This is a genomic window from Ignavibacteriales bacterium (assembly GCA_026390595.1).
Taxonomy (GTDB): Bacteria; Bacteroidota; Ignavibacteria; order UBA10030; family UBA10030; genus UBA9647.
Genome location: JAPLFQ010000006.1, coordinates 14,804 through 34,805 on the forward strand (window position 1 = coordinate 14,804; position 20,002 = coordinate 34,805).

The 20,002-nt window shown below is 52.9% G+C and carries 19 protein-coding genes; 12 read left to right on the top strand and 7 right to left on the bottom strand.

What is annotated here, in order from left to right:
• Positions 1 to 86: 86 nt before the first annotated feature.
• From NTU47_01985 to NTU47_02015, 7 genes are all read right to left on the bottom strand, one after another.
• A complete protein-coding gene (locus NTU47_01985; protein ID MCX6132558.1) occupies positions 87 to 893 on the bottom strand; it encodes an SDR family NAD(P)-dependent oxidoreductase in 807 nt (268 codons plus the stop codon).
• A gap of 209 nt (positions 894 to 1,102) precedes the next feature.
• Complete coding sequence (locus NTU47_01990; protein ID MCX6132559.1) at positions 1,103 to 1,489, bottom strand: hypothetical protein; 387 nt, start codon at positions 1,487 to 1,489, stop codon at positions 1,103 to 1,105.
• A 298-nt stretch (positions 1,490 to 1,787) separates the two neighbouring features.
• Positions 1,788 to 2,630 (bottom strand): hypothetical protein, encoded by an 843-nt coding sequence (locus tag NTU47_01995; protein MCX6132560.1) that lies wholly within the window; start codon positions 2,628 to 2,630, stop codon positions 1,788 to 1,790.
• 241 nt (positions 2,631 to 2,871) lie between these two features.
• A complete protein-coding gene (locus NTU47_02000; protein MCX6132561.1) occupies positions 2,872 to 6,099 on the bottom strand; it encodes an efflux RND transporter permease subunit in 3,228 nt (1,075 codons plus the stop codon).
• A 13-nt stretch (positions 6,100 to 6,112) separates the two neighbouring features.
• Positions 6,113 to 7,159 (bottom strand): efflux RND transporter periplasmic adaptor subunit, encoded by a 1,047-nt coding sequence (locus NTU47_02005; GenBank protein ID MCX6132562.1) that lies wholly within the window; start codon positions 7,157 to 7,159, stop codon positions 6,113 to 6,115.
• Positions 7,160 to 7,178: 19 nt separating this feature from the next.
• Positions 7,179 to 8,597, bottom strand: a complete 1,419-nt coding sequence (locus NTU47_02010) for a TolC family protein (GenBank protein MCX6132563.1) — start codon at positions 8,595 to 8,597, stop codon at positions 7,179 to 7,181.
• A gap of 19 nt (positions 8,598 to 8,616) precedes the next feature.
• Positions 8,617 to 9,291: a TetR/AcrR family transcriptional regulator gene (locus NTU47_02015; protein MCX6132564.1), complete on the bottom strand. Its 675-nt coding sequence runs from the start codon at positions 9,289 to 9,291 to the stop codon at positions 8,617 to 8,619.
• 218 nt (positions 9,292 to 9,509) lie between these two features.
• Between NTU47_02015 and NTU47_02020 the strand changes: the two genes are divergently transcribed.
• The 12 genes from NTU47_02020 to NTU47_02075 all read left to right on the top strand — a co-directional run bounded on the left by NTU47_02020 (position 9,510) and on the right by NTU47_02075 (position 19,922).
• Positions 9,510 to 11,408 carry an ATP-binding protein gene (locus NTU47_02020; GenBank protein ID MCX6132565.1) on the top strand — a complete coding sequence of 633 codons (1,899 nt, stop codon included), beginning with the start codon at positions 9,510 to 9,512 and terminating at the stop codon, positions 11,406 to 11,408.
• Positions 11,408 to 12,736 carry a sigma-54 dependent transcriptional regulator gene (locus NTU47_02025; GenBank protein ID MCX6132566.1) on the top strand — a complete coding sequence of 443 codons (1,329 nt, stop codon included), beginning with the start codon at positions 11,408 to 11,410 and terminating at the stop codon, positions 12,734 to 12,736. The genes NTU47_02020 and NTU47_02025 overlap by 1 nt, the downstream gene beginning before the upstream one ends.
• A gap of 269 nt (positions 12,737 to 13,005) precedes the next feature.
• Complete coding sequence (locus NTU47_02030; protein MCX6132567.1) at positions 13,006 to 13,347, top strand: STAS domain-containing protein; 342 nt, start codon at positions 13,006 to 13,008, stop codon at positions 13,345 to 13,347.
• A 50-nt stretch (positions 13,348 to 13,397) separates the two neighbouring features.
• The gene (locus tag NTU47_02035; GenBank protein MCX6132568.1) at positions 13,398 to 14,135 is read left to right on the top strand and encodes a MotA/TolQ/ExbB proton channel family protein; all 738 of its coding nucleotides are present in this window, start codon (positions 13,398 to 13,400) and stop codon (positions 14,133 to 14,135) included.
• Between the two features lie 14 nt (positions 14,136 to 14,149).
• On the top strand, positions 14,150 to 14,614 hold the full coding sequence (locus NTU47_02040) for a biopolymer transporter ExbD (protein MCX6132569.1): 465 nt from the start codon (positions 14,150 to 14,152) through the stop codon (positions 14,612 to 14,614).
• A gap of 16 nt (positions 14,615 to 14,630) precedes the next feature.
• Positions 14,631 to 15,137, top strand: coding sequence for a biopolymer transporter ExbD (locus NTU47_02045; protein MCX6132570.1), 507 nt, complete (start codon positions 14,631 to 14,633; stop codon positions 15,135 to 15,137).
• A gap of 16 nt (positions 15,138 to 15,153) precedes the next feature.
• On the top strand, positions 15,154 to 15,879 hold the full coding sequence (locus tag NTU47_02050) for an energy transducer TonB (protein ID MCX6132571.1): 726 nt from the start codon (positions 15,154 to 15,156) through the stop codon (positions 15,877 to 15,879).
• A gap of 3 nt (positions 15,880 to 15,882) precedes the next feature.
• Positions 15,883 to 16,095 carry a hypothetical protein gene (locus tag NTU47_02055; protein ID MCX6132572.1) on the top strand — a complete coding sequence of 71 codons (213 nt, stop codon included), beginning with the start codon at positions 15,883 to 15,885 and terminating at the stop codon, positions 16,093 to 16,095.
• Positions 16,092 to 17,018 (top strand): substrate-binding domain-containing protein, encoded by a 927-nt coding sequence (locus NTU47_02060; GenBank protein ID MCX6132573.1) that lies wholly within the window; start codon positions 16,092 to 16,094, stop codon positions 17,016 to 17,018. Before NTU47_02055 ends, NTU47_02060 begins: the two co-directional genes overlap by 4 nt.
• Before the next feature lie 7 nt (positions 17,019 to 17,025).
• Positions 17,026 to 18,708 carry a tetratricopeptide repeat protein gene (locus NTU47_02065; GenBank protein ID MCX6132574.1) on the top strand — a complete coding sequence of 561 codons (1,683 nt, stop codon included), beginning with the start codon at positions 17,026 to 17,028 and terminating at the stop codon, positions 18,706 to 18,708.
• A gap of 33 nt (positions 18,709 to 18,741) precedes the next feature.
• Positions 18,742 to 18,873, top strand: a complete 132-nt coding sequence (locus tag NTU47_02070; protein ID MCX6132575.1) for a hypothetical protein — start codon at positions 18,742 to 18,744, stop codon at positions 18,871 to 18,873.
• A 44-nt stretch (positions 18,874 to 18,917) separates the two neighbouring features.
• Complete coding sequence (locus tag NTU47_02075) at positions 18,918 to 19,922, top strand: hypothetical protein (GenBank protein MCX6132576.1); 1,005 nt, start codon at positions 18,918 to 18,920, stop codon at positions 19,920 to 19,922.
• Positions 19,923 to 20,002 lie beyond the last annotated feature (80 nt).

Below are 20,002 nucleotides of genomic sequence, written 5' to 3' on the forward strand. Positions count from 1 at the left end.
TTCGAAGTTTGAACAGTCCCCTCTGTGCGGTTGCTTGTGTGTCAGGGAGAGGGGATGTATGGGGTGTGTGCTTTTTCAGCAGTCTTCTACAGCCCGGTGAGCCGTGCACTGATCTCCCACAATCGCGCGCGGAGGGGAGCATCATGGGTGACCGGCGATGACGGTGATTCCTGTCTCTCCTGGAAGTACTTCCCTGTCACTCCGTCGACCTCCGGTGAGGTGACCAGATAGAGGAGAGTCTCAGCCCCATCCGCTGTGCTCGCACCGGTGATATTGAACCCGGTCCTCAGGAGCTTCGTTCCTATGACGCCTGGGTGGAGACAATTGGATGTGACGCCGGTGCCTGCGAGCGCGTCGGCAAGTCCATATGTGAACAGCACGTTTGCGAGTTTTGAAAGAGCATACGAGCTGTACCCGCCGAAGCTTTTCTCAGCCTGAAGATTATCGAAGTCCAGTTTCCCCCTTGTGTGAGCCACAGAGCTGACGGTGACGACGCGCGCCGGAGCGCTCTTTTTGAGGAGATCGAGAAGCAGGTTTGTCAGGAGAAATGGGGCGAGGTGATTCACAGCGAAGGTTGTTTCAAATCCTTCTGCGGTCAATCGTTTCTCGTTCATGAAGACGCCCGCATTGTTGACCAGGGTGTGGAGTACCGCGTGGCGCTGTTTCACTTCGGCAGCAAGCTGACGGACATTGGCCATCGAAGAAAAATCTGCGATGAACAGTTCAACGTTCTTGTTCCCGGTTGCAGAGCGAATCTCTTCGACGACATTCTCCCCGCGGCGGGCATCTCGGCCGTGGACCAGGACCGTCGCCCCTAATGCTGCAAGCTCGAGCGCCGCCTGCCGGCCGATCCCATCGGTAGAGCCTGTGATAAGGATGGTCTTATCCTTCATGTACTACCTGCTTTCAATGACAACCAGAAGAGAACTCAAAGGTCTATTCGAGCGACAGGATCTCGGCGAGCCAGAGGGCGGTGTATCACACCGCCGGCATCGCCGACGGTGAATATACAGGAGGATGATGGAAACAGCAAGAGGCGGGCCGGACCAAGAGAATTCTCTGATCCGGTCCCGCCCCCAGTAGAACGTCAACAGTGATTACATCAATTGCGCGGCGGACGACCCATCCCTCGCTGCTGCTGTTGTTTTAGGATTTCATCGTACTTCGTTGCTTGTTCTTTTGTCAGCAAAGCTTTGATGTCCTTGGTCTGATTGTCGCGGAGCTCTGTCATGGCCGCGCGCATGGCATCCATATCGCCCTGGAGTTCGTTTCTCTTGTCCATCATTACCTTCTGGTATTTTTCCATGACGGCAGCTACTTTGGCAATCGTTGCAGTATCGAGTGAAAGCTGTTTCCCAAGTGTATCTGCGCGCTGCTTTGGAGACATCCTCATGCCTTGTCCCTGTGGCTGGGCAAATGCGACCTGCATCAAGCCGGCGATGATAACCATGACCGCAAGGGTAAAGAGGCGGTGTGTGAGTGATTTCATATGTGTGCTCCGTTCTAGATGGTTGTAGAATGTGTGAATTAAAAGTACGAACAATACAGGAAAGACTTCAAACAGGTTGTGAAATTATGACTTCGATTCAGCCTAGGAAGATCCTGAAAAACGAAAGAAGACCGCCACGAAGACACCAAGTCACAAATTCAATTATTGTGAAACGGCTTCGTGCTTCCGGAATTGAAACTTCTTGATTCAAACCCTTCCAGTCTTTTACGCCAGAGGCGCATGAGCCTTTTGCTCAGTGCCTTTGTGGCGAAAGAAATCGGTTTTTCCGCACCCTGCTCTAGTTCGGAAATGTAAGGTGCACGATCAGCCAGTGCTTGAGAGGTTCCGGTGCGTCTCCGCCCAGGCTGCTCGAACTTTGCCCGCCCCCCCCGCGTCCGCCTCTGCCGCCACCGCCCGAGCCGCCAGACGCACGCCCCGCTCCGCTCATTTGAGCCCGCATCGCGTCAGAATATTCCCCCGTCTCCACGCCGATCGTGAGCGGGTTGAGCGGGTTTGCGCCAACCGCGTACGGATGGTCAGCAGATTTCTGCAAAGGGATTTTCAACTCATACGTGAGCGTGCCGTTGGTGTAGCCGAGATGCACATCGATTCCTTTGTCCTGCTTGTCAGTCATCCGATGGCGTTCACCTTCGCCGGGACCGACGATGTCATATTGCCGCTGCGCTGCTTCAATGAGTCGCTTCAAATCCTCCGGGTTTTGCTGTACCGGAAACCTGCGTCCCTGCATCAGCCCGCTCACCGGAAAGTCGATACCGAACATCTTGCTCTTTCTTCCTGACGTATCAAACCACACCGACGTTCCAAGCGCAAGCATCTGCATCTGTGTCATACGATTGGAGGTGCTCAGGCAAAGATACAGGTTCTCTTTGTCGTTTTTGACCCCGACAAAAACCTGGGGTCCTGCGAGCAATGTCGTCGCATCCTTCCAATCTTCCCCGGTGCCGTTGATTCTCAGCTCCTGGTTGGTCCATCGACTGGTCAGTTCGACGGTTTTGCTGCAACCGGAGAATACAATTCCTGCGAGAAGAACAACGAAAGACAAGAGAAAGTTTGAGAGCCCGTTACTGGTTTCATGTGCGGTGCCGGTCAAACGACACTCCATCGAACGATGCAAAATCATGAACAGTTTCCTCCATCAATGCATAAGTCAAGTCGGGCGGTCAATCAGGACAAGATACCAAGATCCCTACTGACAATATAGGACGAACGAAACCCTGTTTTGTCTCGCTCTTTCTCATTGTTTTAGCAGGTTGAAGGGGGGGGGGATAATGAAAAAGGGAGCACAAGAACGAGCTGCTAAGCTCTGTGCTCCCCTTCCTAAGAGTGGGAAATCCTCGGTCTCTATCGGATCAACCGTCGCCTTACGCCGGCTCGCTTCCTTCTTGGGAATCCCTGAAGCGTGCGAAGAACCGGGAAATTTTGTTGGTCCACTGATCGAACAATGAATAGACAGTCGGCACGATCACCAGCGTGAGGAATGTGGAAATCGTCAGACCAAAAATGATGGTGACTGCCAGCGGGCGCCAGAATTCTGCGCTCTCTGCGCCAATGATAAAATGCAGCTCGCGCCAGTCGAAATCGATTCCCGTCGCCAGAGGCAGAATGCCCAGCACAGTTGCGGCGGCGGTCAGAACCACAGGACGCAGACGAATTCTCCCTGCTTCCAGCAGCGCATCCTCGAGCGAGTGTCCGCCTTCTCCGAGCTTATGCTTCACGAAGTCGAGGAGCACGATGCCGTTGCGAACGACAATCCCCGCAAGTGCCACCACGCCGACACCTGTCATGACAACGCTCGCCGGCGTCCGCGTGATCACGAGACCCAGCATCACACCGATCAACGAGAGGACAACGGAGATCAGAATGACAAACGGCACTTTGAGTGAGTTAAACTCCGCGACCATGATCAGGAAGATCAGCAGCAACGTAATGATGAATGCCTTGCCGAGGAAGTCCGAGGCTTTCTGTTGTTCCTCCTGCGATCCCGTCATCTTGATACCGTACCCGGCAGGAAGCGCCAATCCAGCGAGGCGAGCCCTGACATCGTTGATCACATCCGATTGGACCCGTCCCTCGACGTCACCAGACACGGTGATGACCCGCTTCTGGTCCTTTCGCTTGATGTCCGACACGGCCGTTGTCCGTTTCAGGTTGGCGACCGACGTCAGCGGGATCGAAAGCAGTTGTCCGCGACGGTTCATGAACGTAATGCGCAGATTCTCAAGGTCCGTCGGCGATGTGCGCTGGTCTTCCTTCAAACGAACGCGGATGTTGTACTGGTCCTCGCCAACCCGGTATTTGGATGCATCGACACCGGCGATGGCAGCACGGACCGTTGAAGCGATTTGACCCGTGCTTGTGTAGTACATGCCCGCCTTCTCGCGATCGATCCTTATTTCAACCTCGGGGCGTCCGGTGTTGTAATCATCCTTGAGATCGACGAGGCCGGAAATGTCTTTGATCTTTTCACGCACAAGCAGACTGAGAGACGCGAGCTGGCCATAGTCCTCGCCCGAGATCTCGACGCTGACCGGTGACCCGACCGGCGGACCCATCTGCTGTTTCGCAACGCGAAGGTCAGCACCTGCGATGCCCACCGTGGTCTTGCGCACCTCGTCGAGCGTCTCAAATGTGCTCTGTACGCGCAATTTCTTCTCATAGAAATTGATGGCCACCTGGGCCTTGTTGGGAGTACCCTGGCCGCCGAAATCAAACGCATTGTCGGATGTTCCGACGCTCGACGCGATGAATTCGATGTCCTTCCGTCCAGGGATCTGCTGGAGACGTTCCTCCATGACCTGCGCGAGGCTATTGGTGACGTCGAGCGATGTTCCGGCGGGCATCTCGATGTTCATCGTCACCTGGGATGGCTGAGTATTCGGAAAGAAATCGACTCCCTTGTTAAACAACCCGAACAACACCATGATGAGGAGCAGCAAACCGAAGGATATTCCCATCGTCAGCCCCTTGTTGTCGAGTGTCCATTTCAGGGTCTTCACGTATTCGGTTTGAAGCCATGGGAAAGCAACTCCGTCCACCTTGTGGTACAAAATCGTAAAGGGATTGTACTTCTTGTACCAATGGGGATGCTCGAGGTTCTCTCTTGCTTTCTTGATATCACGCTTGTAGTTGATCCACCTTGCAGCCTGCACGGGGCTGATCACATACGCCACGAACAGGGATGCTGTAAGAGTGATGATCAGGGTGTACGGGAAGTACTTCATGAAGTCTCCCACGATCCCAGGCCAGAATGCCAGCGGGAGAAAAGCCGACATCGTCGTGATTGTGGACGTGAGAACAGGGATGAACACTTCTCCCGCTGCCTTTTTTGCCGCAATTTCGGGATGTTCTCCGTATTCCTGCTGATGCCTGTATGTGTTTTCAATGACGACGATAGCATCATCGACCAGGATTCCGAGCACCAACACCAGGGAGAACAACACAACCACGTTCAGCGTGATGCCAAGCGCAGACAGCACGACGAATCCCACGAACATTGAGAGCGGAATAGCCGTGGAGATCAGAATTGAATTCTTGAAACCGAAGAACATGAAGAGAGACATGACGACCAGGAACATGCCGGTCAAGACGCTGTTTTCGAGTTCTTTGACCATTCTTGTCACGAACTTCGACTGATCATTCGAAATATCGATGTTGATGCCCTGTGGCAACTGCGTGCGCTTTTGCTGGACGATGTTCTTCACTTCATCCGCGATGCGGAGAAGATTTTCGCCGGCGCGCTTCCGCACATGAATCGATACGACCTCTTTCGAGTTCAATCGGGCATAGGTCTTGCGGTCTTCAAAGGAGTAATTGACCGACGCGACATCGCGCAGGTAAATTGGCTTGTTGTTCTGCATCTTCAGGACGAGGTCCTCCAGGGGCCGCACCTCTTTGAATTCCCCCGGTATGCGAATCGTCAGGTTCTTTTCTTTCGTGTCAATGGAACCACCGGGGATGGAGAGGTTCTCCGCCCGGATGGCGTTCGCGATGTCGTCAAAGCTGATCTGGTATGCGTTCATCCGGTAGACATCGGCATTGACCTGCACCTCCGGTTCAAGTCCGCCCGCGATGTCTGCCCCGATGACGCCGGGGATGGCTTCGATTTCATCTCCCAGATCATCCGCGATCTTCTTCAACCTTGCCAAACCAACCTGCCCGCTCACGTTGATGTACATGATGGGGAATTCGCTGATGTTGATTTCGTTGATGACCGGATCCAGGATGTCGTTGGGAAGCTGAGACCGGGACGAATTGACCTTGTCGCGGACACGCCGGAGCCCTTCGTCAAGATCGATGCCGGTGTTGAATTCCACCTGGATTGTGGAAAGTCCCTCTTTGGAGACCGAAGTGATATGTTTGATATCTTTAAGGCCCTTGAGTTCTTTCTCAAGCGGCTGCGTTATCAATCCTTCGATATCGACGGGAGACACGCCGATATAGGGCGTCGCCACGATGATCAATGGGATCTTCACATCGGGAGCGGCCTCGCGTGGAAGGGCGTTGTAGGAGCTCCAGCCGAACATCACGATGAGGACCATCAGGATGTAGACCGCGGCTTTGTTGTCAACAGCTATACTCCAGATTTTCATGGTCAGGTCTCCGCTATTGCGTAACGATAACTAGTGAACCGTTGATCACTTTTTGGTAGCCGGTGACAATGAGATGATCTCCCGGATTCAATCCCTCGAGAACCTCGATCATGATTCCCTGGCGCGCGCCGAGTTTCAATTTCCGTTCTTCCGCCTTGCCGCCATTTTCAACAAACACGATTGTACGATCTCTGTCAACAAGCTGGACAATGTTCTCGCTGACGAGAAGCGCATTGGGTTTCGTTATGCGGAGCACCCTGACTTTTGCCACCATTTCGGATTTGATCTTCCGGTATGGATTGGTGACAACGACTTCCACCTGCAACGCACGGTTTGCCGCCGACACAGTCGATCCGACAAAACTCACCTTACCGCGGAGGGTGTCACCCGGAAGCGCGTCAAACGTGATGATGGTAGGGCAGCCGACAGGAACTGAACCGGAATAGAGTTCGGGAATGTCCGCCTGGATCTTGACGATCGATGTATTGACAATCCTCGCGGCTGGGACTCCGGGAGGTGCGAAATCACCCACGTTCGGTCCGATATTGTCCACAACTCCGTCGAAGGGCGCCCGAAGCTGCGTCCGCTCCCAGCGGGCTTTCATCAGATCAGCATTCGCTTTGGCGGCATCCCGGCCGTACTCCAGGTTTTTCAACTGAAGTTCGCTGATACCCTGCTCGTCGAACACCTTCTTCTGTTTCTCGAGATTGAGTTCGGCCATCTTGTACTGTGCGTTTGTTGCATCGTACCCGGCTTTGATCACCTCGTCCCTGAGTGTGATAATCAGGTCGCCTTTCTTCACGCTCTGGCCCTTTGAGGCTTTCCACTCCTTGACAACTCCGCCTTCTTCCGGGCTCAGGTTCGCGTCTTCGGATGCCTTGACTGTGCCGGCAACCTGGATGGCATCGACAAGGCGTGAAGGCTTGAGGATCTCAATCCGGACATTGACCGGCTGGATCTTTGTGGTATCGTTGGGTTTCTCCTGCTTGCCGCATGAGGAGAGAAACAGGGCGGTCACCATCATCAAAAATGCCGCAAGAAATCGTGTTATGCTGGTCATGGTGTATTCCTTCAGTAGTTTACTTTTCTTCAGTTTCGAGGAGATAGCTGGGAAGCCGTCCGATCAAATGATCCAAATCCGCAGAAGCAACCAAGTAATCGTAGATTGCCTGGACGCGGTTGACCTTTGCCTGTGTCAGCGCGAGTTGCGCGTCATTCACTTCGAGTTGTGTCGCCGAGTTGTTCAGAAATCGCGTTGTCACAATTTTGTAACCGCGCTCGGCCATCTCCACCGTCTTGCCTTGCGCTGCAACGCGTTTACGTGCCTGCTGCAGGTTCCCGAGTATGGAGTGAAGCCCGGTTTGCAGCGTTCTCTCGAGGTTCACCCGCTGTTCTTCGCTCTTGCGCTGTTCGAGCTGTGCCTGTTCGACGCGTGCGTATGTCTGAAAACCCTGAAAGAGGTTCATGGAAAGCGAGAGCCCAAAGGTTGATCCCTTGTAAAAGTCGTTCGTCGAAAAGTTGAATTGATTCTTCGCTGCCTGATACTGATACTGCCCGAACGCGACAATCGTCGGGAGATAGTTCGACCGCTCGGCATTGATAATCGCACCATTGAGCTCGATCTGCCGTTTGACCGCGCTCAGGCCTGGGTTCATTTCCATGACAAGTGTTTCCGCCCGTTTGAGAATCTCCTCATCAATCGATTGGAATGCGAGGCTGTCTGTGAGAACGAACTCTTCCTTGTTGGTTACGCCTACCGTATTGCGGAGATTATCGATCGCAAGGCTGAAATTTGTCTCGCTCTGAATGACCATGGGGCGCACGTTTTCCACGCCCACCGAGGCGCGCAGTTCATCGTACTCAGAAACGATTCCCTGTTTCGCCATCACGCGGACATTCTTGAGATTGTCCTCTGCGTTTTGGAGGCTTGAGCGCATCATGTTCAATGCTTCCTGGGCAAGGAGCGCACCATAGTAAGCTTTGCTCACCTTTGTCGCCGTCTCTACCTGTTTTGCCTGGTAGAGGTCACGTGCCAGGTGCGAGTAGATGCCCGCCGCACCGACACCGATAAAGACGGCGCCGTTGAAGAGGATCTGCCGCACGTTCAGCGTTGCGCTTGCCGAAAAACCTGGTGCAAAGGAAACAGGGACCAGCTGTCCTGTCGGTTTCGGAATTGTGGAATCAATATCCTTCATGAAGCTGTAGAGGAAGACGTCCGGAAAGAACGTGACCGGCTTGTCGATCATATGGGTGTATTGGCCCGAGACGTCGACCGCCGGGAGAGCGTTCCCCCATGCCTCAAGAACCCGCGCATCGGAGCGCTTGACCTCAAGCCGTGCCGACGTGAGGTCCGGGTTGTGTTTCATAGCCAGACGCACCGCGTCATGAAGCGAAAGGCGTTGTGGAAGTGTGTTCTGAGATTCTGCCGGCGTCGTCTTGAGTACGACCGCAAGCGCGAGGCAGAATGCAATCAATGGTAATCTATGATGCAGATTCATGTATCCCTCGATGAGATGTTCAGTGGTTCGCTGCTGCTGTGATCATTGTTCTTCCGTGTTCGGTACAAATTGCATCAAACAACAGGTTGTTGGTGAGCTTCAATGTCTGTGACAGATCGATATGGAAGGTTTCTTTCCACATCGCATACTCGCTGTCGATCCGAAGCATCAGGGCCGTGGCGCTCGACCAGAGAATAATGCCGACTTCAGCCGGATTGAGATTCTTGCGCAGGATACCTTCATCAATGCAGCGCTGAAGGATCGCGGTTACCGGCTCCCACACCTGTCGGTTCAGGATGCCGCAACTCTGCTTCATTTCTACGGTAACCTGTTTGTGGAACTGCGGAGACTGCAGAAAGTGCACCATCCTGAAGTACTCACGATGGTCGTTGAAGTAGGACAAGTATGCATCGCCGAGCGCCACCAGCATGCCGGCGGTAGATGTATCGCTCTGCGTCACCTTCGAGAACAAATCTCGCAGAATTTCCATACCGCGCATCATCACAGCGAGATAAAGATCTTCTTTGCTCTTATAGTAGAGATACAATGTTCCCTTGCTGAGTTCCGCTTTCTCCGCGATCTCGTCCATCGTGGCGACGTGCAGTCCCTTTTCAAAAAACACCTTCTGCGCAGCGTCAAGAATCTCTTCCCTGCGGTGGCCCTTCTCCCGTTCTTTACGCTCTTGGATTCCCATTTCTGACTCTCGTATAGTTAATGACTGATGGTCATTTAATACGTATGAGTTTAGGAAAAAGTTCCGTCCGGTTCAACTTTTTTCGAATCTCATCTATGGTGCACCAGTATTGAAGTTGGCGAGATGGCATGAGAGCCGTTCTCATGCCGGAAGTCATTGGAAAATAAGGCGTTTTGAGCTTTTGCCTTTCGGGCGAAAAATGAATACTATTTGCTGAAATGAGCAGTCTTCGCTATAAAATCGGATTCAGCTATTTCCTTCTGGTGTGCGTGACACTTGCCTCCAGCGTGGTGGCCCTGTATAACTTCCTCGAGATCCAGAGTTCCGTGGGTCAGATGATGCGGGAAAACTACCAGGGGGTGCTCGCCGCACAGCAAATGTCAAAGGCACTCGACCAACAGCAGCAAGCCCAAGAAGCGCTGATCTACGTGAGCGTGCCGCTCCAGCTTGGAGGGGAGCCAGTTCAGACCAGTTGGAAAGATGAACTCACTTCTGCACACAACGTTTTTGTAAAGAACCGGGATGATTTCATTCTCTCGTTTCGTACGGCAACAGAGAGTGTGCTGGTAGCACCCAAGTCGCCCGTACTCGATACCATTTTCGTGGCATACAGGATCTACCTCAATAATTCCGATTCGCTCTTCAAGATTCTCGAAGCAAGTAGCAGAAGGCGTGTCGCACGCGGATACTATGAGAGAACTCTCAAACCCCTCGTGCAGACGTTAGCAGGGGAATGTTCACGCTTTCTGCAATTCAACCAGACGGCTGTTGCCTCGGCAGACATAAGGGCAAGGGAAGCATCGAACAGCGCGGCCTTCGCCGTGTTCTTCACATCGATCTTCGCTATAGTTCTGATCCTGGTCGCCAGCGTGCAGATTTCCAGGACTATCATCAGGCCGGCAGAAAAACTTACAGAGGCCGCCCGCAGGATTGGCCAGGGCCAGTTGAACCAGAAAATTGATATCACGACGAACGACGAAATCGGCGAACTCGGCATGGAGTTCAACAAGATGACGGAGCGGTTGAGGACGTATGAGGAGATGAACGTCTCTCAGCTTATCGGCGAGAAAAAGAAATCGGAAGCTATTGTCGCGAGCATTCCCGATCCCGTCATCATGGTGGATCAGGGAAACAACGTGCTGCTGATGAACCAGGCAGCGCTCAGGCTTCTGCAAGTTCATGGAACAGATTGGCAGGGGAAGCCACTTGATCAGATTGTGACCGATGAACGGTGGTTGACGCTCCTGCGCGGCGGCGAAGGGGATGAGCTGGCGAAGCAGGACGCCATTCTTTCCATCCATCGCACCGGACAACAGGCTCTCTATTTCCGTCCGCGTCAGACAACCATCATCGATGAATCGAAAAACATGCTTGGCGTTGTCACGCTTCTGCAGGACGTCACGCGTTTCAAGAATCTCGATCGTATGAAGTCGGAGTTCATCGCCACCGTCTCCCATGAGCTGCGCACGCCACTGACGTCCATCAACATGGCGGTCGACATCTTATCACAAGAGGTCCTCGGGAAAGTCAACGATCCGCAACGCGACATGTTGGCAACGGCAAAGGATGACTGTGAGCGGCTCACCAAGCTCGTGAAAGAACTTCTCGACATGTCCCGGCTGGAATCCGGAAAATACGAGCTCAAGAGCGAGCAGATCAACCTGCGATTGGTTGTCGAGGAAGCATTGAAACCACTTCGTCTGCAATTCCGTGAAAAGGCTATTCACCTGGACACAGACATCGCGTTGAGTACACCCGAAGTTCCCGGCGACAAGCAACAGCTCTCCTGGGTCATAGCGAACCTTGTCAGCAATGCCCTGCGGTACACGCCAACAGACGGGACTGTCACGATTCACTCAGATCTCTTCGAGGATTCGGTTCGTATTTCGGTGAAGGATTCGGGGCGGGGGATTCCGCCAGACGCTGTGGAGGTCATATTTGACAAGTTCGTGCAGATAAAGCAATCAAACGATGCAACCCCCGGGAGTGTGGGACTCGGCCTCGCCATTGCGAAGGAAGTTGTTGAGGCGCACGGGGGGAAGATCTGGGTTGAGAGCAGTGTGGGGCAGGGAAGCACGTTCTTCTTCACCATTCCGCGATCGGAGAGAAATTCCTGATGACGCAATCGAATCCAAAAGTTCTTGTTGTCGATGACGAAGCGAACATCCTGAAGACGATGGGGGTATGTTTCAACGCGATCGGTTATCAGACGCAGCTATTTTCCAAGCCGCAGGAGGCCCTTGAAGCCCTCCACAGGGAGGCTTTCGACCTGGCATTCGTCGATCTCAAGATGGCGCCGATCGACGGCATGGAAGTGCTCGCGGAGATCAAAAAATTCTCACCGGACACGACCGTCATTATTGTCACAGCCCATGGTTCAATCGATAGTGCCATTGAAGCGGTGAAACGCGGCGCGTACCACTATCTGCAGAAACCGTTTGATTTCAAGGAGCTTCAGCTTTTTGCGCAAAGGGCGTGGGAATATCACCAGCTCGCGCACGAAGTACGGGAGCTGCGCAGTCAGCTTAGCCGGGAACAGGGAACAGGCGATCTGATCACGCGCAACCGCGAGATGCTCGCTCAGATTGATCTGGCCGGGCGCGTGGCGGACAGTACGATCTCGGTGCTCATCGAGGGGGAGAGCGGGACCGGAAAGGAACTCTTCGCGCACTTCATTCACGGAAAGAGTTCGCGATCGCAATTGCCGTTAGTGAAGGTGAATTGCGCCGCCATACCCGAACAGCTTCTGGAAAGTGAGTTGTTTGGTCATGTGCGTGGAGCATTCACGGGAGCGGTAAAGGATCGTCAGGGGAGATTTGATCTGGCGAACGGGGGAACCATTTTTCTCGATGAAATCGGGGATCTCTCACCGGGGATCCAGGGGAAGCTGCTCCGCGTTCTGCAGAGCAAGGAATTTGAACGTCTCGGCGAAAGTGTTTCCCAGAAAGTGGATGTCCGGGTTATCGCGGCGACGAACAGAAACCTCGAAGAGGCAATGAAAGAAGGGACGTTCCGTGAAGATTTGTTCTATCGGCTCAATGCTGTTCGGATGAAGCTCGTTCCTCTGCGCGAGCGTCCAGAGGACTTGCCGCTCCTCATCCAGCATTTTCTGAAGAAGTTCTCGAAGGAATCTTCAGTGGATCTTTCTCCGGATGCGATGAAGGCTCTCCGTTCTTACCGTTGGATGGGCAATGTGCGCGAGCTCGAACACGCCATCGAGCGATCCGTCCTGCTTGCCCAAAACGGAATGGTGGAACTGATCCATTTGCCTGAAGAGGTCCGGTCCGCGCTGGAACAGCCGGGGGACACGCGCTCGCTGGAAGAAATGGAAAAGGTGCACATCAAGAGAGTTCTGCAGCAGGCGAAGGACTATGACGATGCTGCGAGGATTCTGGGAATTGATCCGGCTACGCTTTGGAGAAAGAGAAAGAAATTCGGCCTTTGATCTTCCGCTCCACCCGTGCATTCTGCAATGCGATCCAACTGCTTATCAAAAAACAACTTATAGTCGTTACGCCTCGTTCTTCGGGAATGACAGTGCATAATACAACTTTTGCCCTTCTGTGCGAAGTCATGGACCCCGTGAGGGGGCGATTCGAGCCAGAATTCGCCGGTTTACTTGGCATAGTCATTGCCCTCCTCTGCGATGAATAATCAACCGGACCCCGGTACAGTGCTGGGCGTTCACCCCGAACACTAGATGTGGGAGGAGGTATGGCAGTCAAAGTTACTACCATGAACAATCTGGAAATTGCCGTCATTGAACCGCGTGGATCGCTCATTGGCGGTGAGGAGACGGACGAACTCAAAGCCAAGGCCCGCGATCTGCTGGAGCAGGGGAATCGGAAGCTTGTGCTGGATTTGGGGGGTGTCTCCTATATCAACAGCTCCGGAATCGGCGCTCTGGTTGGGATTCACACGATGTATACGAAGGCAGGCGGCAAGATCAAGTTGTGCGAAATGGGTAAGGGTGTTCAAAATGTTTTTGTCATCACGCGTCTGGCAAGCGTCTTCGATCTCGAAGAAACCCGTGATGCGGCAGTGAAAAAGTTCTAGCATCATGTACCTGTAGTCGTTCACTCACCACATACTCAAAAGGAGTACATATGAAACAAGGTGTCTTCATCTCAGTCGTTCTGGTTCTCGCATTGGTAGCCTCGTATTTTATCTTTGAATACGGACTTCCCGATTACATTCGGGACGGTGGTCCGCTGGTGATCGGTTTGATCGCGATGACGATTATGGTCGTCACGTTCATTTTCGAGCGTATTTTCTCTCTGCGCAAAGCCCAGGGTCGCGGCTCGCTGGCAGTCTTCCTGAAAAACGTTACGCAGGAAATCAACAAGAGCAACATCGAAGGTGCCATTGCCGCATGCGACAAGCAGCGGGGATCCTGCGCCAACATCATCCGCACGGGCCTTGACAGGTACAAACAGCTCATGCACGAAGGCGATGTGAAGGGACAAAAGGAGATCATGGCGGAAGTTCAGCGCGCCATCGAAGAAGCTATGCTGCTTGAAGTACCATTGCTCGAAAAGAACCTCGTTGCGCTGTCGACGATCGCATCGGTCGCCACGATGTGGGGTCTGCTCGGCACGGTCATCGGTATGATTCGTGCATTCCGCGTGATGTCCAAGGGAACGCCGGATCCAATCCAGCTGGCCCTCGGTATCTCTGAAGCGCTTGTGAATACGGCGGGTGGTTTGATAGCGGCTATTTTCGGTATTCTCGCGTACAACTTCTTCACCACCAAGGTTGACAACTTCACCTATATGATTGACGAAGCCAGCTATTCGATCGTTCAGTCACTGGCAGAGAAAGTCCCTGCTGGTAAATCCAAGTAAAGTGAGGGCACGCCATGCCAAAAATCAAGAAAAAACGCATCGGTTTTAAGATTGATATGACGCCGATGGTGGACGTGGCCATGTTGCTGCTCACGTTCTTCATGATGACAACGGTGTTTCGTCCGGACGAAGCGACAGCGATCGATCTGCCATCTTCCCATGCTCCCTTCAAGATGCCCGAAACGGACGTCATGATCGTGACCGTCAACAGGGTAGGGCGTACCTACCTGGGAGTGGATTCTCAGAAGCTTCGTGCACAGCTTTTTGGCGAAGCCAACAAGCTGGCGACTGCTGTCGAGGTTGATCGGAAGCAGCTGCATGACCTTCTTATTCAGGCTCGGATTTCGAATCCGAAGCTGCGAACGCTCGTCAAGGCGGACAAGGATTCGCCGTTTGGTCCAGTTGAGGACATCCTCGACATCCTGCGTCAAGTAAAAATAACAAGGTTCAACCTTGTCACCGAAATGGATAAATCCTAATTAATGGAGTCTGGTTATGTCAGCACTTGACAGTGGTGGAGAATCGAAAAGTCATGCTCGCGGAGGAAAGAAGCACAAGAAAAAACGCCGCCTGAGCATACGGATTGACATGACGCCGATGGTGGACGTTGCGTTTCTGTTGTTGACGTTCTTCATGCTCACGACATACTTCAGCAAGCCTCAGACGATGGAGTTGAACCTTCCGCCGGACGAGAAGTCGCAGGTAGAGGTCGCTGAGTCGAACCTGATGACGCTGCGTGCAGCTTCTGACGGCGTGGTGTTCTGGAACATCGGAACTGAGCCCGCAAATCGCGTCGAAATGAAGGATCTGAAAAAGTTTCTGGAAGACAAGAACAAAGAGAATCCGAAACTGATCACCCTTCTGAAGATCGACCGGGAGGGCAAGTACCACATGATGATCAAACTGATGGACGTCATTGCCATCGCCAAAGTAACGCGATTTAGTCTGGCGCCGATGAATGAGTACGACAAGCGCCAGATCCAAAAAGCAAGGGCATCGTAAGGGAAGGAGCATGCCTATGGAACAATTCGAAATAAAATATAAAACCGACTACGGTGCGGCCGAGCTGAAAAAGATCTACCGAAAGTACCTGTCGATAGCGCTCATCATCGGACTGGCTTTCCATTTTCTGGGAATCGGTGCGTATTGGGGAGCGATCTATATGGCGCAGGAGAACGAGCCGGCGGGCACCGTGAAGTTGATTATGAAGTACAGCGATCTGGGACCACCCCCCTCCATGACTGACGCTATGGCCGCATCTGTAACGGCTGCGAGCGCCGGCGTGAAGCCGAGTGTTGGCATCCCGGTTCCTGTGCCTGATGCAGAAGTAAGCCCGGAACAAACGATCGCCACACAGGCGGAAATGAGCGCCCAGACGGCGCCGATCGATCAGGGTCCGGGAGGTGGAGCCGGTGACAAGGAAATCAAGATCGAGGAAGACGAAGCACCTCCGGCAGACTACGTCCCATACGAGAAAGCCCCCGAAGCCGTGAAGCAGATTCAGCCGAAGTATCCTGATCTTGCGACGCGCGCCGGTCTGGAAGGCACCGTGTGGGTGAAGATCTGGGTCGATAAGGAAGGCAAGCCGAAGAAGGCGGTTGTTCAGAAGAGCGATGCTGAGATCTTCAACCAGCCTGCGACGGAAGCAGCCATGCAGTGGATCTTCACGCCGGCAATGATGAAGAACGGCCCGGTTTCAGTCTGGGTCTCGATTCCATTCCGGTTTAAGCTGCAGGGGAAGTAAGCGTTGAAGTTGGCTGATGTGTCAACGATCATGGGCTATGGCATGTCCGGGATCATGGGAGTCGCAGGTGTTCTCGTCTTAAGCGGCGTTCTCATGAACCAGGGGGTGTCAACGCAGATTCGAGTGAGCTTCGGGCTCGTTCTGGTTCTGTACAGTGTCTATCGTTTCATGATGACACGGACGCGCTCCAAAAAAGCTGAAAGCCCCGAAGAATGAAACCCGCGATCCTGTTCTCAGTCATTGTTGTCTTCAGTCTTGCTGGATGTACGATGCGGCAGGGGTCAGATATTCGAAACGGGACGCTGCATGTCCTGGCGACGGAATCACACCTGCCGCTCGTACAACAGCTCGTGAATGATTATCAGAGTATCTATCCCGGTGTGTCGCTGACTGTCGGCGGTGCGACCACGCGGGGTGCGATTGTTGAGCTTGTCAATGACAGTGTGCACTGCATCATGGTTGACCGCCGGCTGAACGACGAAGAGAGACGGGTAGCGCACGACGCCAAGCTCATCATCGGAGAATCAGAAGTTGCACGCGACGCCCTGGTTGTGCTGGTTCACCCGCAGAACAAGCTGGCGTCGCTTTCGACATCGGAGCTTGGTTCGATTCTCTCAGGGCAAACGACCCTGTGGAGCAAGTTTCCCGGCTCGAAGCTCCATGGTGTCATCGAGCTATGCCTGACCGGCAGGAATTCAGGCTTGTATGAAATGGTGACGCATCGCTTCTTCTCGATTCAGAACGATGTGCCTCTTGCAGCCGTCGCAGCGTCACAGGACAGTGTGCTGCACTATGTAGCGGCAAACCCGGAAGCGCTTGGGGTTATTTCGTTCGCCGTGTGGAAGGATACCACACTCGAGGCTTCCCAGCGCTGGAAGAAAAACATCCGAGCTTTAGACCTGCTGGGAAAGAACGAAGACGGGGCTGTCACGGCGGTGAAAGCAACGCAGCGCAGCATATACGACCAGGTTTATCCATTGACGTACTCCCTCTATATCTACACATCGGAGAAAACGCCGGGCACAGCGTATGGGTTCAGCGCATTTGTTTCAGAGGATATCGGACAGAGAGTCTTTTTGTACGCTGGACTCGTTCCCAAAACCATGCCATATCGGACTATACAACTTACACAGGAGTAGGTGTAGAATGAAAAAGCTCATAGCTGGCGTCATTGTCTTATGTGCCGTTTTTGTGTCGGGGCTCTCGGCACAAGTACAGATTGACAACGCAAAAGAGCTGCTCAAACAAGGCAAGGCAAAAGAAGCCATTGGCCTTGTTCGTCAGGTGCTTGAGACCGCGCCGAAGAACATAGAGGCGTGGCATACGCTCGCGGATGCATACCTCAAGCTTCCCAATATTGATTCTGCGAAGATCGCTGGTCAACGCATGATCTCAATCGATGAGAAGAACTATAATGGATATCTCATCGTTGCAAAGATCGAAGAATCGCAGAAGGACATCAAAGGCGCCTACGCGACATTGACAACCGGCCTGCAGGAAAAGAAGGGAGAGGCACAACTCCTGATCGCTCTCGGAGGATTGTTGTTGCGGGCAGATTCTGTCGACCGGGCCATTGTCGTTCTGAGCCAGGCAAAGGAAGCCGCTCCCAATTCTGCCGTGATTTTCGACAACCTCGGGGATGCGTACAACAAGCAGGGAGTTCCGAGCTTCGCTCTCACCCAGTATGAGAAAGCTGTCGAGTTGGATTCCATGAAGACAGATATTTACATCAAACTGGGGAAGCTCTATTATAAGGAGCGCCGGTACAACGACGCCGCGAAAGCCTATGCGCGTGTCGTGACCCTGGACCAGAACAATAAAGAGATCCTGTTGGAGCTGTGCAGGATGTACATGGCATCCAGGCCGAAACAATTTGACAACGCTTCGAAATATCTGAAATTGTATACACAACGTTTCCCAAAAGAAACCGAACCATGGGGAATGTACACTGAAGCACTGTTCAACTTGCGGCAGTTCCCCGAGGCGCTGGATGCAGCGGCTCAGGTCCTGAAGGCCGACCCGAAAAACGGAAAGGCGCTGCGTTACCAGGCGACGTCGCTGTTTGTTCTCAAGAAATACAAGGAGAGCATTGATTCGTTCAAGAAGCTGCAAGCGGTCGACACGATGAAGGTGGACGACAATATGAGGTTGGGCGATGCGAATATGGAATTGAAGCAGACGCAGGCGGCCATGACAGCATACGAAGAAGTTCTTAAGCTCGATCCAAACAAGAAAGACGTGTTCAGCAAAGCCGGAATGGCCTTCATGTCTGAGGGCAAGTACGCTCAGGCGGCTCCCTTGTTCCAACGAAGGTTCAGCGTTGATTCTTCAACGGCGGCATTGAGCTCGTACCTCAACTATGCCAACTGTAAGATTGCGCTGAAGGAATACGACTCAGCACGCGTGGCTTACCGTGCATTTATCGCCAGGAAAGCAGATTATCCGGCAGCGTGGATAGGCCTTGCGCACGCCCTCCTCCTGATGTCTCCCGATTCGCTGCAACGTGCGAAAAGCGCATACGAGGAATGGCTGAAGCTGATTCCTCCCGCCGAAGAGGCGAAATACAAGAAAGACCTTGCAGAAGCATACAAGAATATTGGTGTCGCATTTCTTGTGGATAAAAAATATGAGCAGGCTATTGCACCGTTGAAGAAATCGTTGCAATATATTGACAATGATGATGATACGCACCTCCGGTTGGGTCAGGCGTACGCCATGACAAGCAATAAAGAGGAAGCGATCAAGGCATACCAGAAAGCGTTCAAACTCAATCCGAAGAACAAAGATGCCAAGAAGGGTCTCGAACTGCTCGGTATTCCTGTTGATTAATCCATAAAGTCTTTCACTGAAGGGGATTTGTGTATGGCAGATCAAGAAATGGGACAGAAGAGTGAAGGCCGCCCTGTCACGGGGTACTACGTCTTCATGGGTTTGGTTCTTGTCGTGCTGGTAATCATCGTAGGATACGTAGTTCAATCATATCTTGTCCGTTGAGAGAATACACTCACACCTCATCTCACAAAGAAAGGGCGCATACGATGAAGCACAGATTGCTCGGCATTGCAATGATTTTCATTCTTGGGCTGACAGGATGTGCCAAGAAGGAACCACTGCCACCGATCAAGGAGTGGGACAGGAATCAGGATCCGTACTTCAAGGTGCAGTTCGATTATCCGAAGGGATGGTCCAAAGGAGGAGAATCTGGAAAGATGACCTTCACGTCCTCCAACGAGGCGGTGGGCAAGTTTTTCGATCCTACTTCTAAGGAAGCACCAGACGGCGCTCAGATCATGGTGAGCTATGAGAAAGAAGACACGTTGAAGACGCTGGACGGATTTCTGCAGGAAGAGCGGACGGATCTGGGTGCTTCCGGATTTGACCTGAAGCCCGCAGAGCCCGTCACGGTCGACGGTACTCCCGCGATGAAATTCAGTTATAGCGGCCGCTACAACAACAAGACCGTCATCGCTGCGACACGGGTGTTCATTCTGAAGGACTCTGTGCTTTTCAAGGCAACCTTCTGGGCATTCAATGACTACTTTGAGCCTTACAAAGCTGCTCTCGATACGTTTATTGCGACCGCCCGGCTGCCAAAAGCGAAAGGTGTCAAGGTTGACGAGTCCATTCCGTCGTCAACCTATGAGACTTTGAAGAACGACGTCCTCGAAATCGCCTATCCGAGCAATTTCAATCCGGTACAGCCTGCACCGAAAGGAGAAGTGACGTTCACCTTGATGCTTCAGGGCTACAGGAACGATTCCAATGTCCTTATCGATGTGCGTCCGGCGAAGAAACTGACGCTCGAAAAGGTGATCGAGCAGAATACGAAGTTCTACAAGCCGACCTCTACCGGCCAGGCAACGATTGACGGCAACAAGACGACGTACCTCAGTTACTCGACGACGAAGGACGTTGCGAGCAGGGCTTATTTTGTTGTCAAGAACGACAAGATCTATCGTGTTATCATCAATTATTACAAGCCCTCGGAGAAGGACTTCCTCCCTGCATTCGAAAAATCTGTTGCGTCACTTCGCATAAAGTAGTAAGATAGTCCCGCCTCTGGACGGAAAGCCGGGGTAGCGATACTCCGGCTTTCTCTTTTCTTCAGCAATGAGCATGTGCG

Coding starts and splice junctions, on each gene's coding strand:
- NTU47_02030 (MCX6132567.1), top strand. CDS start 13,006: ATGGCAGTCAAAGTTACTACCATGAACAATCTGGAAATTGCCGTCATT.
- NTU47_02020 (MCX6132565.1), top strand. CDS start 9,510: ATGAGCAGTCTTCGCTATAAAATCGGATTCAGCTATTTCCTTCTGGTG.
- NTU47_02025 (MCX6132566.1), top strand. CDS start 11,408: ATGACGCAATCGAATCCAAAAGTTCTTGTTGTCGATGACGAAGCGAAC.
- NTU47_02060 (MCX6132573.1), top strand. CDS start 16,092: ATGAAACCCGCGATCCTGTTCTCAGTCATTGTTGTCTTCAGTCTTGCT.
- NTU47_01990 (MCX6132559.1), bottom strand. CDS start 1,489: ATGAAATCACTCACACACCGCCTCTTTACCCTTGCGGTCATGGTTATC.
- NTU47_01995 (MCX6132560.1), bottom strand. CDS start 2,630: ATGATTTTGCATCGTTCGATGGAGTGTCGTTTGACCGGCACCGCACAT.
- NTU47_02065 (MCX6132574.1), top strand. CDS start 17,026: ATGAAAAAGCTCATAGCTGGCGTCATTGTCTTATGTGCCGTTTTTGTG.
- NTU47_02075 (MCX6132576.1), top strand. CDS start 18,918: ATGAAGCACAGATTGCTCGGCATTGCAATGATTTTCATTCTTGGGCTG.
- NTU47_02070 (MCX6132575.1), top strand. CDS start 18,742: ATGGCAGATCAAGAAATGGGACAGAAGAGTGAAGGCCGCCCTGTCACG.
- NTU47_02050 (MCX6132571.1), top strand. CDS start 15,154: ATGGAACAATTCGAAATAAAATATAAAACCGACTACGGTGCGGCCGAG.
- NTU47_02000 (MCX6132561.1), bottom strand. CDS start 6,099: ATGAAAATCTGGAGTATAGCTGTTGACAACAAAGCCGCGGTCTACATC.
- NTU47_02040 (MCX6132569.1), top strand. CDS start 14,150: ATGCCAAAAATCAAGAAAAAACGCATCGGTTTTAAGATTGATATGACG.
- NTU47_02015 (MCX6132564.1), bottom strand. CDS start 9,291: ATGGGAATCCAAGAGCGTAAAGAACGGGAGAAGGGCCACCGCAGGGAA.
- NTU47_02035 (MCX6132568.1), top strand. CDS start 13,398: ATGAAACAAGGTGTCTTCATCTCAGTCGTTCTGGTTCTCGCATTGGTA.
- NTU47_02045 (MCX6132570.1), top strand. CDS start 14,631: ATGTCAGCACTTGACAGTGGTGGAGAATCGAAAAGTCATGCTCGCGGA.
- NTU47_02010 (MCX6132563.1), bottom strand. CDS start 8,597: ATGAATCTGCATCATAGATTACCATTGATTGCATTCTGCCTCGCGCTT.
- NTU47_01985 (MCX6132558.1), bottom strand. CDS start 893: ATGAAGGATAAGACCATCCTTATCACAGGCTCTACCGATGGGATCGGC.
- NTU47_02005 (MCX6132562.1), bottom strand. CDS start 7,159: ATGACCAGCATAACACGATTTCTTGCGGCATTTTTGATGATGGTGACC.